At 44.4% G+C, this 15,650-nt stretch carries 16 protein-coding genes and 1 tRNA gene; 4 read left to right on the forward strand and 13 right to left on the reverse strand.

What is annotated here, in order from left to right:
• Nucleotides 1–21: 21 nt before the first annotated feature.
• The 9 genes from VRU48_RS00625 to VRU48_RS00665 all read right to left on the reverse strand — a co-directional run bounded on the left by VRU48_RS00625 (nt 22) and on the right by VRU48_RS00665 (nt 4,151).
• The gene (locus VRU48_RS00625) at nt 22–420 is read right to left on the reverse strand and encodes a YdeI/OmpD-associated family protein (protein WP_330106000.1); all 399 of its coding nucleotides are present in this window, start codon (nt 418–420) and stop codon (nt 22–24) included.
• Between the two features lie 92 nt (nt 421–512).
• A complete protein-coding gene (locus tag VRU48_RS00630; protein ID WP_330106001.1) occupies nt 513–950 on the reverse strand; it encodes a VOC family protein in 438 nt (145 codons plus the stop codon).
• A gap of 116 nt (nt 951–1,066) precedes the next feature.
• On the reverse strand, nt 1,067–1,459 hold the full coding sequence (locus tag VRU48_RS00635) for a DUF7793 family protein (RefSeq protein WP_330106002.1): 393 nt from the start codon (nt 1,457–1,459) through the stop codon (nt 1,067–1,069).
• Nucleotides 1,460–1,621: 162 nt separating this feature from the next.
• Complete coding sequence (locus VRU48_RS00640; protein ID WP_330106003.1) at nt 1,622–2,065, reverse strand: SRPBCC family protein; 444 nt, start codon at nt 2,063–2,065, stop codon at nt 1,622–1,624.
• 11 nt (nt 2,066–2,076) lie between these two features.
• Nucleotides 2,077–2,514: an SRPBCC family protein gene (locus VRU48_RS00645; protein WP_330106004.1), complete on the reverse strand. Its 438-nt coding sequence runs from the start codon at nt 2,512–2,514 to the stop codon at nt 2,077–2,079.
• A 24-nt stretch (nt 2,515–2,538) separates the two neighbouring features.
• Nucleotides 2,539–2,847: an ArsR/SmtB family transcription factor gene (locus VRU48_RS00650; RefSeq protein ID WP_330106005.1), complete on the reverse strand. Its 309-nt coding sequence runs from the start codon at nt 2,845–2,847 to the stop codon at nt 2,539–2,541.
• Between the two features lie 166 nt (nt 2,848–3,013).
• On the reverse strand, nt 3,014–3,190 hold the full coding sequence (locus VRU48_RS00655; RefSeq protein ID WP_199136627.1) for a spore protein: 177 nt from the start codon (nt 3,188–3,190) through the stop codon (nt 3,014–3,016).
• A gap of 38 nt (nt 3,191–3,228) precedes the next feature.
• Nucleotides 3,229–3,299 (reverse strand) — tRNA-Cys (locus VRU48_RS00660).
• A 111-nt stretch (nt 3,300–3,410) separates the two neighbouring features.
• Entirely contained in the window at nt 3,411–4,151 is a 741-nt protein-coding gene (locus VRU48_RS00665; RefSeq protein WP_330106006.1) for a TrmH family RNA methyltransferase, read from the reverse strand.
• Here VRU48_RS00665 and tamL point away from each other — a divergent pair.
• Nucleotides 4,142–6,571: a translocation and assembly module lipoprotein TamL gene (gene tamL / locus VRU48_RS00670; protein WP_330106007.1), complete on the forward strand. Its 2,430-nt coding sequence runs from the start codon at nt 4,142–4,144 to the stop codon at nt 6,569–6,571. The two genes, VRU48_RS00665 and tamL, sit on opposite strands and share 10 nt — an antisense overlap.
• A 137-nt stretch (nt 6,572–6,708) precedes the next feature.
• On the opposite strand, the gene VRU48_RS00675 is transcribed toward tamL, so the two are convergent.
• The 4 genes from VRU48_RS00675 to VRU48_RS00690 all read right to left on the reverse strand — a co-directional run bounded on the left by VRU48_RS00675 (nt 6,709) and on the right by VRU48_RS00690 (nt 11,297).
• On the reverse strand, nt 6,709–7,236 hold the full coding sequence (locus tag VRU48_RS00675; RefSeq protein WP_330106008.1) for a hypothetical protein: 528 nt from the start codon (nt 7,234–7,236) through the stop codon (nt 6,709–6,711).
• Nucleotides 7,237–7,254: 18 nt separating this feature from the next.
• Nucleotides 7,255–9,531 (reverse strand): patatin-like phospholipase family protein, encoded by a 2,277-nt coding sequence (locus VRU48_RS00680; RefSeq protein WP_330106009.1) that lies wholly within the window; start codon nt 9,529–9,531, stop codon nt 7,255–7,257.
• 70 nt (nt 9,532–9,601) lie between these two features.
• Nucleotides 9,602–10,090, reverse strand: coding sequence for a TspO/MBR family protein (locus VRU48_RS00685; RefSeq protein ID WP_330106010.1), 489 nt, complete (start codon nt 10,088–10,090; stop codon nt 9,602–9,604).
• A 67-nt stretch (nt 10,091–10,157) separates the two neighbouring features.
• Nucleotides 10,158–11,297, reverse strand: a complete 1,140-nt coding sequence (locus VRU48_RS00690; protein WP_330106011.1) for an alginate lyase family protein — start codon at nt 11,295–11,297, stop codon at nt 10,158–10,160.
• 166 nt (nt 11,298–11,463) lie between these two features.
• Between VRU48_RS00690 and VRU48_RS00695 the strand changes: the two genes are divergently transcribed.
• Genes VRU48_RS00695 through VRU48_RS00705 form a run of 3 tightly spaced genes read left to right on the forward strand, consistent with a single transcriptional unit; the run spans nt 11,464 to nt 15,618 of the window.
• Entirely contained in the window at nt 11,464–12,687 is a 1,224-nt protein-coding gene (locus VRU48_RS00695) for a Pycsar system effector family protein (RefSeq protein ID WP_330106012.1), read from the forward strand.
• 2 nt (nt 12,688–12,689) lie between these two features.
• A complete protein-coding gene (ppk1, locus tag VRU48_RS00700) occupies nt 12,690–14,756 on the forward strand; it encodes a polyphosphate kinase 1 (protein ID WP_330106013.1) in 2,067 nt (688 codons plus the stop codon).
• Complete coding sequence (locus tag VRU48_RS00705; protein WP_330106014.1) at nt 14,737–15,618, forward strand: SdiA-regulated domain-containing protein; 882 nt, start codon at nt 14,737–14,739, stop codon at nt 15,616–15,618. Before ppk1 ends, VRU48_RS00705 begins: the two co-directional genes overlap by 20 nt.
• The last annotated feature ends 32 nt before the right edge of the window (nt 15,619–15,650 follow it).

Here is a 15,650-nt window from a genome sequence, read left to right on the forward strand (position 1 = left end):
CTCATCACAAGACTATTGACTTTAGACTTCAGGTACTTGACCAGGCATCCATCGGCCATTTTCTTTGGCTATATCAATTGTTTTTTGCCCATGCTCGGTCATCAGGCCTTCGCTGGTCAGCCTAGCCACGCGGTCGCGGTTAGATTGGCTCCAGTTGCTTCTGGGCTTGCGGGGCGAAAATCTTTGGTAAAAGCTTTCCTCGCTTCTTTTGTTGGTTAAAGAATCTATCCAGCCGAAACATAGGGCTTCCTCAACCGATTCGACATAGCTTACGCAAGGCGTTTTGCTTTTTTTATGGTAGAGGATGAGGCATACTTCTACAGCCGACTGATTGTTTTGTGCCAACCAGTTGCGCCATTCCTGTCGGGTTTTGGCATAAAAAGTAGCTACGCCTCTATTGGTTTCTGCTGTATTTTCCATTGGGTTTTGATGAAATCGTCAAGCAAAAATAAAGGTGCTACTGACAACCCTATGGCAGACCTATTTTGTAGTGGAGAAAAAATAGCGATTTGCTATTTCGGCTCCTCTTCAAGGCCAATCATCCAGTTGATGCCGAATTTATCGGTCAGCATGCCAAAATAGGCGCTCCAAAAGGTCTGGCTCATCGGCATGGTTGCCTGTCCGCCAGCGGCAAGCGCATTGTACAGGCGGTCGGCCTTGGCTTGGCTATCGGTACTGATCGAAATGGAGAAATTGTTGCCCTGGGTAAAGTTCGGCGACCACACATCGTCGGTATCACTGCCCAAAAGAAAAGTTTCTTTGCTGATGGGCAGGGAAACGTGCATGACCTTTTCGCCTGCTTCGGCTGACATTGGTGGCATCCCTTCTTGTGGCGGCATGTCTTTGAAAAAGCCGATAAACTGAAACTCGCCACCAAAAACCGATTTGTAAAACTCGAAAGCGGCTTTGCAATTTCCCTTAAAAGTGAGGTATACGTTTACTGTTGTCATTTTTTTAAGTTTGATAGGTTAAGATAAGAAACTTTGTTTTCAATTAGATGAATTTCGCCTTTTGAAACAAAAAGCTCGTGCCTTACGCCCTTAAACAATACTAATGAGGAGAAGGTTCAGGTAGCGATTTCTTTGAGCCATGCCTTGGCTTGCTGGGCATCGGTAAAGCTTTTCATGGGTATGGGAGGTTTTTTGAGCCTGAACAAGATATTCATGATGAATTTAGACAATCCCGGTTGGGCAACCATGGCCATAGCCGAATAGATTTCCGGCAGTTTGGCCGCAGAGAATTTTCTGGTTTCGGCATCGGGTACCGGCGAGTTTTTTAAATAGATGAGCAATGGAACGGGCTTGTTGTTGGTCAGTTGCTTAACCAGCTCCACGTTAGCGGCAATTAAGGGTACAGTCCGTTTAATGCTTTTCGACAGTGAAACCAAAATTCCGTCTTCGAACCAATAATCGGCAATTTCGCCTTTGATAATTTCTTTGTCTGTGGGGTAATGCTGCATTGTTTTGAGAGGGCGATTTGTTGCTTGCCAAGTTCAATAGCCTAAAGTTAAGCTTAATTTTTGAAGTAGGAGAGTGGCATTCCTGAACGGGGTGTTGGTTTAAAAACACAAAACGCACCCATAAGCAATTATAGGTGCGTTTCAAGTCTTTGTGGTTTGTTGTCAATGCGGAAACTTATCGCCCACCAGGTTAAGCTGTATGCCGTGCTCCAGATAGGCCTTGGCGCCGTCCAATACCGTGGTAAAGCCTCCGGTATTGTCCATTACAGCTTTAATCAGTTCGTCGGCATTCAGATCAAAGCCGTAATTCTTGATTTCTACATAAGTGGTATCTTCCGTTACTGCCGTAAATTCATAATCGACATTGACAGCGGGCTGGCCCCATTGGGTGGCTATTTTCTTATTGGCAATGATTTCTTTTACCGAAACCTCGTTGCTTACCTTGTACATTTCCCATTCCCAAGTAACGGTTTTGCCTTCTTCCAGCTTGCCCGACGATTTGGTGAACCAGAATTTGGTGGTGATGGCGGGATCGATAAATGCCTCAAAAACTTCTTTTGCAGGCTTTCTGATCAGCATCTGCGTAACAATGACTACTTTTTCCATGGTTAATCAAATTAATTTTGCTCAGGTTCAAGATAACCTTTTAGTGCGGTATGTAAGAAATAGGTCCAGCCTTCCACAAAATTGTTTTTGGCAAAACCAGGTCCGTTTTCGGCGATGGTTTCCAAACCGGTGTGCGTAATTCGCAGCAAGGTTTTTTCGCCTTGGTCAAAAAGCTCCCAGCTTACCACAGAATTGCCTGGGTAATTGTCGTAACGCCAGCTGTAAGCTATTTTTTTGCCTTCTTCTACCTCGGTTACTTCGCAGAGGTGCAGGTATTGCGGGCCTTCTTCCGGTCCGCCCATAAAATCGAACTTAAAGCCAACTTTGGGTTTGAAGTCCTTGAGCTGGAAATACCAGTTTCTCATTTCGTTTACATCGGTAATGGCTTTCCATACTCTGTCGGCTGGTGCGGTAAATGTTCTTTCTACAATGACGGGTTTGTTGCTCATGGTTGGTTTTGTTTAGGGTAAATACTAGGGTTTTTGGTTGAGGTGTCTTTCCAGGTCGTCGAGTTTGTTGTTCCAGAACGTTTGGTAGCGCGCTATCCAATTGGCCACTTCCTGCAGCTTTTCGAACCGCATTTCGCAAAATCTTTCGCGGCCATCCTGCCTGATGTTGAGCAGGCCGCATTCGTTCAATATTTTGATGTGCTGCGAAATGGCTGGTCTGCTCATGTCGAAATGATCGGCAATGGCGTTTAGGTTTAACGATTGAAAAGCGATTAGGTTTATAATTTCTCTTCTAGTGGGGTCGGCAATGGCCTGAAAAACATCTCTCCTCATAATTATGTAAGCGTTTGCTTACAAATATATGTGTAAGTATTTGCTTACGCAAGTTTTATTTTAAGAAAATAGCTGGGGCATGGAGAGCATGTGTGGGATTTGCAAAAAAAAAAAGCATCCTAGAGTAATCTAGAATGCTTTAAGTCTTTTTTAAAAAGAAAACTGACTAAGCTTTAGCTTCTAATTGAGCCAAGATAGCGTTGTTTTTAGCCAATTGGTCTTTTGTAGATTGCTTAGAACGGCTTCCTAACTCTAAGTTAGTAGCTAACTTTAGGTTTTTCACCTCTAAACGAGAAACAGTTTTATTGTATCTGTCTTTTCTTTTTAATCTTGTTACTGCCATGGTAATGCGCTTTATTTCTTTTAATTATTTTAATCTTGAGGTCGAGAGCGGATTCGAACCGCTGTACAAGGTTTTGCAGACCTCTGCCTAGCCACTCGGCCACTCGACCCTTAAAAATTCAAGGTTGCAAAGTTAATAATTAAAAATTAGGGTTCAAAGCAAATTGAATTTAATTTTTTATTAGGAGGGTTAAAATGCAACAGAAAGTTTTGGCGCCAGTTTAGCCTCGTTTAATTTCGGAGCAAAAAATAGCAGCGCTTACCGCTACATTTAACGACTCTGCTTCGCCAATGCGCGGAATGGTAACCGGAATGGTGATTTTGTTTAACAGGGCCTGGCCAATGCCATGTCCTTCGTTGCCCAATAAAATCAGCCCTTCGTTGCCCCAATTGGTTTGGTAAATGTTCTGTCCGTTAAGCAGGGCGCCAAAAACCGGCAATTTGGCATTGGCCAGGAACGAATCGAGCGGGGTATAAATCACGTTGACCCTGCATAGCGAGCCCATGGTCGACTGTACGGTTTTGGGGTTGTAGGCCTCCACGGTATTTTCCGAACAGATTACGTTTTTAATGCCAAACCAGTCGGCGGTGCGGATAATGGTGCCGAAGTTTCCCGGATCCTGGACGTCGTCTAAAACCAGCGAAAACTGGCCTTTTAACGTAGCTATATCCACTTCCTGCTTGGTGGGAATATAAACCAGCGCCAAAACGCCCTGCGGATTTTGCAAGGTACTAATCTTCTCCAGTTCAGCGTTGTTTACCTCAAATAACTTTATATTTGCGAGATTTTTGGGCAACTGGGAAAAGTAGGCGGGCGTATAATAAATGCTGTGGATTTGGTAGCTTGAGTTTATGAATTCTGTGATAGATTTTATACCTTCAATCATAAAAATTCCGCTTTCTTTGCGGTACTTCTTCTGATGTAGCGATTTTATAAAACTGATTTGAGATTTTGAAAGCATACAAATACAACTATAGGCAACAGGTACAAATTACTGCAATATTACTATTTATTTTGGTGTTTGTGGCAGGATGCTCCTCAACAAAGTACATCGAAGACTACCAGTCGATCGTTAAAAAAGTTGAAATAGACAGTGTAGGCAAGGCTTTCGAAGAGCAGGCTTATAACTATGTGCAAAAAGACATCAGGCCGGCAGGCGGTTTGGGCATCAATGTGGCCATCTACAACATGTTCAACACCAAAAACGGCAAATACAAAACCAGCAACATCAAGCCTTTGGGTTCGCCACCGCCTATTTTAGACAGTACGCTGGTCGAAATTTCGCGTACGCAGATCGAAAAGTACCTGAAGAGCAAGGGCTTTTTTAAGGCCAAGGTCAAATCGCAGATCGACATCAAAAACAAAAAGGCCCACCTCAAATTTATTGCTGATCCAGGTCCGGCTTTTATGGTAAACAAGCTGAGTTACCAAATACCTGATACCGCCGTAAAAAACCTGTATTTTTCGCATAAGGTCTTGTTTACGCACCTGCATGAAGGCATGCAATACGATGAAGATTCGTTGGTTTATGAACGGGAGCAGATTTATCAGGTGATGCGCCAAAACGGATATTTTGATTTTGTGAGGCCCTATGTGCGCTATGAACCCGATTCGGGCCTAAACGCGAGCAAGGTAAACGTGAAACTGATTATCGACAACCCCATCGACAGCCTTTACACCAAACATAGAGTTTATACCATTGGCGAAACCAATATCATTATTGCTCCAAATTCTGATGGTTTTACCGATTTGGATAAGCTGGGCGATTCGCTCAAAGTGAAAAGAACGATCCGGGGAATCAAATTTACCGATTTGTCTAAACGGTTTAGGCGAAACCCCATTGTGCGCTACGATTTTTTAAGGGAGGGCGAAATTTTCGATATCAGCAAGGAACAGCTCACCTATGATAGGCTTTATCAGCTCAACGTATTCAAAAACGTAAAAATAGATTATACCAAACCTAAAGACAGCAGCAATAAAGTAGAACCGGTATTGTTGTTAACGCCACAAAAACGGCGGAGCAACCGGATAGAGGGCGAGATCCCTTTTAACGGCGGTACGGTTGGCTTTAACTTGAGCAATACGTATACCGACAATAACTTTCTGAAAGGTGCAGAGCGTTTCCAGTTCCAGATTAAAGGTGGTTTGCAATCGAGGACAAACGGTGGCAAGTCGATTTTTTCGGATATCTACCAGCGCGATTTTTCGGTAAGTGCCAGTTTGAGCGTCCCCCGATTGATGGTGCCTTTCGGTATTCCGATGATGGGCAAAAACGGGATGCCTTATACCACTATTTCTACTAGTTATCTGTATGCCTTGCAAAAAGACATTGCGGTAAGGCGGATTTTTATCAATTCCATTTCTTACGATTGGGTAGAAACCAAATCGAAGCTCCACTCGTTAACCCCGTTAAACTTTGAATATCGTTTTGGTAACGTTCTCATCGATACCAATAGTTCGAACCCCAATGCCGAAGTGAACAAAAAACTACTGGCTAATAACTTTTATAATATTTATCTGCTAGGCAGAAAGGATTTTACGCTTGGCGTAAAATATACCTATTCGCTTAATGCAGATAAGCTGTTAGACAATCGGTCTTTTGTTTATTTCAGGGGCAGCATTGACATGGCGGGTAACCTCTTGCAGTTGGCCACCAGGGCTTTGGGCAATAAACACGATCCAGCCAAAGGCGATTTCGGAACCGTATTCGGTCTGCCGTTTAACCAGTATGTACGCCCTGAAATCGATGTGCGTTGGTATAAAAACATTGGGGTAGACAAGCAGTTTGTGGCCAGGATCAATGCAGGTATCGGCTATGCGTATGGCAACTCTACCACCATTCCTTTCGAAAAAATGTTTTATGCCGGTGGCTCGAGCGGTATCAGGGCATGGCAAGCCAGAACGCTGGGACCAGGTAATTACAACAGGTCTGTTTTGCAGACACCAGAGTTAAGAAGCGCGCTTTTTGGGTTGGACCAGTTGGGCGAAATGCGCATTGAGAGCAACTTTGAATACCGGACCATGCTTACCAACAAATTTTTTGGTGGCAAGCTTAAAGGAGCCGTATTTGTGGATATGGGCAATATTTGGAACCTTACCGACGACGAACTGCAGTCGGGGGCCAAGTTTAAACTGAAGGATTTCGGAAAGCAGATTGCCATTGGTACGGGCGTAGGCTTAAGGTACGACGTACAGTTCTTTGTGTTCAGGTTCGACCTGGGCCTCAAAGTAAAAGATCCGCAGTTTGAAGGCAGCGAGCAATGGGTAATCGGCAAATTCTTAAGAGGAGGCAGCGATTTTAAAGCCCAATACAACATCGCACATAGTCCAGACCGCTACCGCTTTATGCAATACAACTTCGGTATTGGTATGCCGTTTTAGGGGGTTGGTTCATTGGCTCATTAGTTCATTGGTTCATTGGTTCATTGGTTTATTGGGGTGTTGAGCTTAACTGTCAACTGCCAATTGCTAACTGTGAACTGCCAACTGAAAACTGCCAACCATGAACTGTAAAGTCGCTAAATCAAATTCTTCAGGTAGTCAAAAGTAGTTTCGAAGAAAGTAGAGATGTTGAGGCCGTTGCTGTAGCTGAAGAAGAAGAAAACCAGCAACAGAATAATGGCTATATAAATGAAACGCTTAAAGGCAAAGGCCAGGATAATAATAATCAGAGGGATAACGATCAAGAATATCCTGCTGATGGTAAAGGGATTGAGGTCGCCGTCTTTTTTGTACACATACAACAGCTTGCTGTGCGTGCCGTTGTCGTTTTGGTGCTTGATGTACACAAAAGTAGATTTGTCTATCTGCAAGGGAATAACGGCCACGCCACCGTTAAAGCTCAGCGATTGGGTAAAGCCACTGATGCTGAACGTGTAAACGCCATTGATGTTTTCTATCGGATTGCCCAACGAATCGGCCGCAATAATGGCCAGCTTGCTGTTTTTTAACAGACTTTCCTTAACCAAGAAATTATTGATATCGGTATGCTGCGCAAAGCAGGTACCCGAAATAAAAAGAAGCAAAGCAGCAAGCAGGTTTTTCATGTCTAATGTTAAAGCCAGTTATTCTAAAGATCGTTTGTTGTAGATGAGATACCCTAAATGTAGCAAAACGCCGTTTCTTTTTGCAGGATCGTCATATAAATTATAGCTGAGGCTTATCGGGCCAACAGGGGTGTGATAAACCAGTCCGGCCGTGCCTGCATAATGCCAGCGCCTAAAGGCCTTTGCATATTTTACCTCCTGCAGACCGGTTTGTTCAAATTCCTTGTAAGGCAGGAATAAGTAGGCCTCTAGTCGCAAATCAAGATTTCTTTTGATGTTGAATACGTTTTTGAGCCCTCCCGCGGCGTAGCTCGTTGCCCTGAACTTCTCCAGAAAAAGCGATCTGCTGTCTTGAAGCGGATAAAAAGCCGGAGCCGCCAGCAAGGTAGAATAGTAGTTGAAATAAAGCGGTTGCGAAGAAATCACGCCCTCTACCAAATAGCCCAAGGTATAATGTTTGGTATGGAAAAAGTAATGTTCGTCGCTCAGCTTCAGATGAAACCATTCCCTAAAAGTACGCTCAATCTCCAAACTCCTCGTAAAGCTGGTATTGCTTCTGAAAATGTTGCCAGGCGTATAGTTTTCCTTGCCGGTGGTAAAGTTTACACTGAAGAAAAAACTGTGGCCACGGTCGGCATATTGCTTGCGGTTCAACGAGTTCTGCTCAAAAAGCACGCTTGTTCTCAGTCCGTTAAAAACAGTTCTGTCCAAAACATCGCCAACCTGAAAGGTATTGGTAGGGCTATAGCTGTCGTTGTTGTTGATGAACGAGCCTATCAATGTAATTCTGGCATTGCGGTTTAAAGGCATGCCCAGTTTGAGGTCTATTTTCCTGTCGCCCTGTTCTACATAGGTAGGATGGGGGTTTTCGATAAAAATTTGGCTGGTATTGTAGTAGTTCCAGTGGTTGTAGGTGAGTTCGGTTGCCAAAAATAGAGGCAGGCCAGAAGGATAGTCGACACGGCCGCTTACCTGGGCCGATTCGTAAAACCTGCCCGAATAGAAGTTGGCCCCAAAAGTATAAGCCTTACGGTTCAGGTAGTTGTACTGCAATCCCAAGTAAACATTGCTGATCGGCCTTGAAGAAATATTGCCTCCAAAATCGATCTTGAAGCTTTTTTTAGGTCGGGCCACAATTTCGAAAGTATAGCTGTCGGTAGGCGGATTGTAGCTTATTTTGGGATAAACGGTTTCAAAAGTTTCGTCGGCCACCAATTTGTAATAGCCCCTTTTGATATCGGTGAGGTTAAAGGTAGTCTGGTCGCTTTTAAAAAGCCTTTCGATATATTTTTTCTGTTGCGAGTTTACCCCCGAAACCACCACGTTGCTAAAAATCATGTCGGGTTTGCGCTGGTTAAAGTCCATGCGCTTGGTCAGGAGCTCTTGGGTGCTTACCCTCCTGGCAATCTTGCTTTTAATGCTTTCCATTTCGGCCATGGTTGCATCGTAGCCACGTTTGATGAGCTCGGCTACAGGCACAAAATTGGTCGAGCTGAAATTTGTCAGGTCCGGCTGGATGTAGGTGCCGTTTTCGCCCACCAAGGTAGAGTCGGACTTGGCCAAAAACATATATACCAAAAAGCGGTTCAGCAGGCGGTCGTCGTTTTTGGGGTATTCGTTAAATGTTTTGGACGATACGTTTGCACCGATAATGAAATCGGGATTGAACTCCTTTTTCATCACGTCGGCCGGAAAGTTGTTGTAAATGCCACCATCAAATACATATTTATCATTCAACTTAATAGGACGGTAAATCAGCGGAACGGTCATGGTGGCTCTTACTGCTTCGGCCAAATTGCCGTTGCCCACCGTAATGCTCTGTTGCGAAAGCACATCGGATACCATGCAGCGATAAGGCACGAAAAGCTGGTCGAAATTGTCTTTGGAAATGGCTGATGCCTGCGAAAACAACTCCATCAGCGCAAAATTAAGCGGAATGTCGTTAATAAGGTTAGACCTGAAGCTCAGCCTAAGGCTAGTATCTATGGAAAGCTTGGCGGTAAGCACCGAAGCATTTGGACTTGTTTTTTGAAAATAATAGCTGTAATCGCTTTTGTAACGGCCGTTTACCCAATCCTGAAAATCGGCGCTCAAGGCAATTTTCTCCATTTGGCTTGGCGAGTAGCCCGCGGCATACATGGCGCCGACAATGCCACCCATCGATGTACCGGTAATGTAGTCGATGGGAATGTGGTTTTCTTCCAAAGCCTTTAATGTGCCAATATGGGCTAGTCCTTTGGCGCCTCCGCCACTAAGTACCACGCCAACTTTTTGCGCCTGGACTTGCAGTGCCAAAAGTATGAAGAGCAAAACATATAGCTTTTTAGGGTCCATCACCCTATAAAAATATTGTTTTTCTTTCAAATTAATTCAAAAGCGAGATGGAATAGGTTAAATAAGACGCAAAGCTGACCCAAAGAATATAAGGTACAAAGAGCCATCCCGCTGTTTTATCTATGCGGTAAAAGATAAAGGCATTGATGATGATGGTTAACAACAAGAGGCCGATTTCAATCAAGGCAAAGCCGATTTGGTGCTGGTAGAAGAACAAATAAGACCACATGAGGTTAAGCAGCAGTTGCAGGATATAAATGCCGACTGCCCATGAATAACCCATGGTGGTTTTGCGTTTTTTCCAAACTAGGTACGAAGAAATGCCCATCAGGATATAGAGCAGGCTCCAAACCGGACCAAAAACTGCGTTGGGCGGATTAAAGGCAGGTTTGTTGATGGTCAAATACCAGGTTTTGACGGAATCAAGCGTAAGCATGCTGCCTAAAAAGCCAACAAACAAGGGAATAAAAAGGCAGATGAGAAAAGGAACAAATTGGAATTTACTGGTTTTCTTAGGCATGAGCTAGTTTTAATTGGTTAATAGCTAACAAACCAAAAGAAACGTTGTTTTGTAACAAAATTGAAAATTAATCGAGCCAGATTAAGGGATGCCTTACGGGTAAATTTCTAATGATTTCCTCGTTTTTGGGGTTATGTTCGGCTGCTTTCCAGGTGTTTAGCCAATCTTTTTGCTGATAGGCCATCGCGCCAAACAAAATCGATGGCTGGGCTACCGGCCAGCTTTCCCAATGCATCACGTCTTTGGCATAAGGCCATTTGTCTTTGTCGGCCAAAAATGGGTAAAGAAATGCAATCCCTTTTTGTATGCCAAGTCCATCAGCAGTTTGGTAATGCCACAAATTATCTTGTGGGGTACTCAGCAATTGGCAAATGGTAGCCAGGGCATCGAGGTTAAAAATCGAGTAGCCATAAGGTTTGGTGCGTTTGAGTTCTAAAGGCAGGCTGCCGTCGCTGGTCATTTGTTGGGGAAGGATTACCGTTTTGTAGCGTTCCTTGCAAAAATCGATCAGTTGCTGGTTTTGGGTAAATTTGGCAAAACAGGCCACCTGCATTACCCAGCAAGTGCCGTGGTTATTTTTGGCGTTCATTTCGTCTTTGCCATATTGGTGTGTAGTAAGCCATTCCAGATATAGGGCAAACCAGTTTTTGGCACCATTAATCGTTTGCTTTGGCAAAGCCTTTGATTTTTGCATGGCCAACATGCCCTGTACCACTTCCATCAATTGGATGGTGTCGATAATGCCGATGCCCCGCCCGGTGGCCACCCCTTTAATGGCTTGGGCATACAACAGGTTGGGGTTCATCTTAGTGTTGGCATTGATAAACCAGGCGTTGAGGTGCAATACGGCCTGTTTTACATAGTTGTCGTTGCCCGTAAGTTGGTAGGCCGATGCTAAGGCACCGATAATCTGGCTAAACCTGATCATAGCCTGACGGTGCGCTACAAAATTCTGCGGATTGGTAAGCCCATCTTTTTGGATATAGGCACCATTCGGGTTCTCGGGATTTGGCCACCAATAGTCGCCTTCCGAATAAAAATCGTGCAAACCGCCAGCGCTCCGCTCGGCGCGAAATGCGGTAACGGTAAGCGGTTTTTGCTGCATGGCCCAGTTGGCCTCTTTTAAAACCTGTTGGCGAAGGGTAGCCGTGATTTCGCTTTTAAAATCGTCGCTTTTAAAACTGCTGCAGACCAAACCAATTGCCATAAAAATTGTTAGGTAAAATCTACGAAAACCGGGCTTCGGCACAAAAGATGGAACAAATTTCATTTTAAGGGTTTTTTGGTAGGCCATGAATAAAAATGCGTATATTTCGTAAATATCTAATTAATTAAATTAAAAGAAAAATAACCCTGTTTCGGCATATAAACCAATGAACTACAAGCGCCTTCAAGAAGAAGTTGAAAAACACGTGCTGGCCTATTTCAGTACGCACCACGACGAAAAACTTGTTTACCATAACCTAGACCATACCCAAGATGTGGTAAAAGCCACCGTGCAGATTGTCAATCACTACCAGCTAAACGACAAGGATTTTTTTATTGTTTATACAGGAGCCTGGTTTCATGATACCGGCTATTTTGAGGCGCCCACTAACCACGAGCAGAAAAGTGCAGAACTAGCAGGCGATTTTTTGAAGGAACATGAAGTGCCTGCCGAGGTGAGGGATGCCGTGGCGCAGGTGATCTTGGCTACCAAAATGCCCCAAAAACCGACCAACCAGCTCGAGAACATTTTATGCGACGGCGATCTTTTTCATCTGGGTGGCGAAAATTTCAGGAAAAAGGGCAAGCTCATGCACAAGGAAGTAGAGCTGCTTTACAACAAACACATCAGCAAAATAGAATGGCGCAAAAAGGACATCGCCTTTCTCGAAACGCACCAATACCATACCGATTACTGCAACCTGTTGCTGAACGATCAAAAAGCCAAAAACCTAGCCAAGCTCAAAGCCAAACTGATTGAAGACGAAGCCGAACTAGGTTTGGCCAATATCAACGAGGCAATTGCCGACGAAGCTCCAAAACAGGAAAAACTGCGTAAAAACAAAGACAAGGAGCGGCCTGACAAAGGCATTGAAACCATGTTCAGGATTACCTCGGGCAATAACCAGCGCCTTAGCGATATGGCTGACAACAAATCGCAATTGCTCATTACCGTTAACTCTATCATCCTGTCGCTTATTGTGAGTTTGGTGCTCAGAAGGCTCGAAGACAATGCCTTTCTCATCGTGCCCACCTTTATTTTGCTCATGGTAGCGCTTTCGTGCATTATTTTTGCCATTTTGGCTACCAGGCCTTCCATTCCCAATGGGGTATTTACCGATAACGACCTCGATCGCAAAAAGGTAAACCTGCTTTTCTTTGGCAATTTTTATAAAATGGCTCTGCAGGATTATTCGAGGGGAATGGTGAAAGTGATGAACGATAAGGAGTTTTTGTACGGCACGCTCATTACCGATGTGTACTCGCAGGGCGTGGTGTTGGGGCGCAAATACAAACTGTTGCGCACGGCTTATAACATTTTCATGTACGGATTGATTACGGCGGTGCTGGCCTATGTGATTTCTTACGTTGCTTACGGTAAATTAGACTAAAAATGCCCGATACCAAAGTTGAAGATGCTTTTTTTGATAGAGATTTAAGCTGGCTTACCTTTAACCAAAGGGTGCTGCAGGAGGCCGGAAGAACCACCGTTCCTTTGCTGGAACGCATCAAGTTCCTGTCTATTTATTCGTCAAACCTCGACGAGTTTTACCGCGTGCGCATGCCGGTGCTCTTGGCCTTGGCCAAATTGCGCAAAAAGGAAGACAACAGCGTTAATGTAGACGAAAGCCTGCTCGACAGGGCCAACGAGGCCATTCAATTGCAGCAACAGGAATATGGCAGGATCTTAAAAACAAACATTATTCCCGAACTGAGAAGCCACCATGTGCAGCTCATTTACGACGAAAAAATACCCGTCCAGCTGGATGAAGAAATAGAACGCTACTTTCTGAGCCAGGTATTGGCTTTCTTGCAGCCTGTTAACCTTGCCGAGGCCAAATCTTCTTTCTTCCCCAACAACAACGAACTTTACCTATTGGTTAACCTGACCGTGGGTACGCAGGAAAAGACTTTTATCCTGAACATTCCATCCAATGAGCTGCCTCGCTTTTATAAGGTGGCCAAAGGCGATGAAACTTTCATCGTTTTTTTAGACGATATCATCAGGTGCAACCTGAAGCGCCTGTTTAAAGAGGCTACCATTACGGGTTGCTTTAGCTTTAAGATTACCCGCAACGCCGAAATTGACCTGAAAGACGAATATGCTGGCAATTTGGCAGAACAGATCGAGAACCAGTTGCAAAAACGCGACTTCGGTTTGGCCACCAGGTTTTTATACCAGCCCGGTATACCACAGGCTACGCTCGATTTGCTCACCGAGAAGCTGAACCTGCAAAATGCCAACCTGGTTGAAGGTGGCTGCTACCACAACCTGAAGGATTTTTCTTCGTTCCCGGTGAGCATGGCCAGTTTATCAAATGCTTCGTGGCCTAAAATTGCCTATCCGCCTATCGTAAAAGACCAATCGATTTTTGATCAGATTTTGGCGAAAGACATCCTCATTAACCCGCCGTACCAATCGTATGATAGCGTATTGCGCTTTTTTAACGAGGCCGCTACCAATGCCGACGTAGCGGAAATCTATGTAACGCTTTACCGCGTGGCCAGCGATTCGAAAATTGTAAATGCCCTCATCAGCGCGGCCAAAAACGGCAAAAAGGTTTTTGTGTTAGTTGAGCTCAAAGCTCGTTTTGACGAAGCCAATAACATTAAATGGGCCAAGAAAATGAAAGAGGCCAGCGTGGAAATCATTTACAGCGTAACCGCGCTAAAAGTACATGCCAAAATTGCATTGGTTAAAAGAAAGATAGGTTTGAGGACGGTTTATGCCGGACTTTTTGCCACCGGAAACTTTAACGAAACCACGGCCAATTTTTATACCGACCACATCCTGATGACGGCCCACCAGGGCATGCTCCGCGAAATGGAACTGGTATTTATTTTTCTGGCCAAAAGAGAGAAGCCAACCAATCCAGATCTAATCAAGTTCAATTACCTTTTGGTGGCCCAATTTAACCTGCAGCAGGCCTTTTTGGCTTTGATAGACCGCGAAATAGCCCAAGCCCAACAGGCAAGACCCGCTTCTATCATTATCAAATTAAACAACCTCGAAGAAAAGATACTCATTGGCAAACTGTACGAAGCCTCGCAGGCCGGTGTCAAAATACAGCTCATTGTACGCGGAATTTGCAGGCTCGAACCCGGCGTAAAAGGCATGAGCGAAAACATTACAGCCAGAAGAATTGTTGACCGTTACTTGGAACATGGCAGGGTATTTGTCTTCCACAATGGCGGTAAGGAAGAGATTTATTTGGGCTCGGCCGATTGGATGAACAGGAATATTTACCGTAGGATTGAGGTTTGTTTTCCGGTTCTCGACCAAGAGATTAAGGATGAAATCAAATCGATGATTAACCTGCAACTGGCCGATAATGTACAAGCCGTGGCTTTAGACAAAGACCTGAATAACGTTCCGATTGTGGCTAAAGGCGAACCCGAGCAGTCGCAATACCGTATTTATCAATTTTTAAAGAGTAAGTATGAAGAACAGCATCGCTAAAAGATATGAGTTGTTATGGGTAGCGCTGGCTTTTTTGGCCACCATGCAGCTGTCGTGCGCGCAAACCAAAAGTAAGGGGCCGGCAAGTCCCCCGGGCTACGACCTGAGCAAACCCAAAAAATACAATATGCCCGATGTGTTGCAGGAAATATCCGGAATTGCCTTCGACAAAGGCGATAACAGGATTGTTTATGCCGAACAAGACGAGGAAGGCAAGATTTTTCGGCTGCCCTTAGGTTCTAAAAACGAAAGCGCTACCAAGTTTGCCGGCAAAGGCGATTATGAAGACATTGCCATTAGCCAAGGTTGGGCCATTCTGTTAAAAAGCAATGGCCATTTATATACTTTTCCGCTCAGCGAAACCCAAAAGCCAGAAGCGGCCAACGTGCAAAAACTAGAGAACATGTTGCCAAAAGGCGAGTACGAAGGCATGTTTGCCAATCAAAGCACTGGCGATTTATATGTGCTTTGCAAAGATTGCAAGGTAGACCGTGGCAAAAAACAAGCTAGTGGCTATATTTTTTCGCTCCAAAAAAACGGTACGGTCAAACCCAAAGGCACTTTTGTGGTCGATGCCAGCCAGGTAGACAAATTATCTGGCAAAAGAAAGGGTATTTTCCATCCTTCGGCCTTGGCCATGAACCTGAAAACCAACGAATGGTATGTGGTTTCGAGTGTAAACAAGGCGCTTATCGTTACCGATGCCAACTGGAAAATCAAAAACGTATATCACTTGAGTTCGAATATATTTAACCAGCCCGAGGGCATTGCCTTTGACAAGGATAACAACCTGTACATCTCTAACGAAGGCAGCGAAACCCAGCAAGGCAATATTTTGAGGTTCGATTATAAAAAACCTTAAATTTATAGCAACAACCATTTTCTGTTAACGTT

This window comes from Pedobacter albus, from assembly GCF_036324255.1.
Taxonomy (GTDB): Bacteria; Bacteroidota; Bacteroidia; order Sphingobacteriales; family Sphingobacteriaceae; genus Pedobacter; species Pedobacter albus.

What these genes read in the sequence shown, in the direction of transcription:
- VRU48_RS00625 (WP_330106000.1), bottom strand. Translation starts at nt 420, where the DNA reads ATGGAAAATACAGCAGAAACCAATAGAGGCGTAGCTACTTTTTATGCC.
- VRU48_RS00630 (WP_330106001.1), bottom strand. Translation starts at nt 950, where the DNA reads ATGACAACAGTAAACGTATACCTCACTTTTAAGGGAAATTGCAAAGCC.
- VRU48_RS00635 (WP_330106002.1), bottom strand. Translation starts at nt 1,459, where the DNA reads ATGCAGCATTACCCCACAGACAAAGAAATTATCAAAGGCGAAATTGCC.
- VRU48_RS00640 (WP_330106003.1), bottom strand. Translation starts at nt 2,065, where the DNA reads ATGGAAAAAGTAGTCATTGTTACGCAGATGCTGATCAGAAAGCCTGCA.
- VRU48_RS00645 (WP_330106004.1), bottom strand. Translation starts at nt 2,514, where the DNA reads ATGAGCAACAAACCCGTCATTGTAGAAAGAACATTTACCGCACCAGCC.
- VRU48_RS00650 (WP_330106005.1), bottom strand. Translation starts at nt 2,847, where the DNA reads ATGAGGAGAGATGTTTTTCAGGCCATTGCCGACCCCACTAGAAGAGAA.
- VRU48_RS00655 (WP_199136627.1), bottom strand. Translation starts at nt 3,190, where the DNA reads ATGGCAGTAACAAGATTAAAAAGAAAAGACAGATACAATAAAACTGTT.
- VRU48_RS00665 (WP_330106006.1), bottom strand. Translation starts at nt 4,151, where the DNA reads ATGCTTTCAAAATCTCAAATCAGTTTTATAAAATCGCTACATCAGAAG.
- VRU48_RS00675 (WP_330106008.1), bottom strand. Translation starts at nt 7,236, where the DNA reads ATGAAAAACCTGCTTGCTGCTTTGCTTCTTTTTATTTCGGGTACCTGC.
- VRU48_RS00685 (WP_330106010.1), bottom strand. Translation starts at nt 10,090, where the DNA reads ATGCCTAAGAAAACCAGTAAATTCCAATTTGTTCCTTTTCTCATCTGC.
- VRU48_RS00690 (WP_330106011.1), bottom strand. Translation starts at nt 11,297, where the DNA reads ATGGCAATTGGTTTGGTCTGCAGCAGTTTTAAAAGCGACGATTTTAAA.
- VRU48_RS00695 (WP_330106012.1), top strand. Translation starts at nt 11,464, where the DNA reads ATGAACTACAAGCGCCTTCAAGAAGAAGTTGAAAAACACGTGCTGGCC.
- ppk1 (WP_330106013.1), top strand. Translation starts at nt 12,690, where the DNA reads ATGCCCGATACCAAAGTTGAAGATGCTTTTTTTGATAGAGATTTAAGC.
- VRU48_RS00705 (WP_330106014.1), top strand. Translation starts at nt 14,737, where the DNA reads ATGAAGAACAGCATCGCTAAAAGATATGAGTTGTTATGGGTAGCGCTG.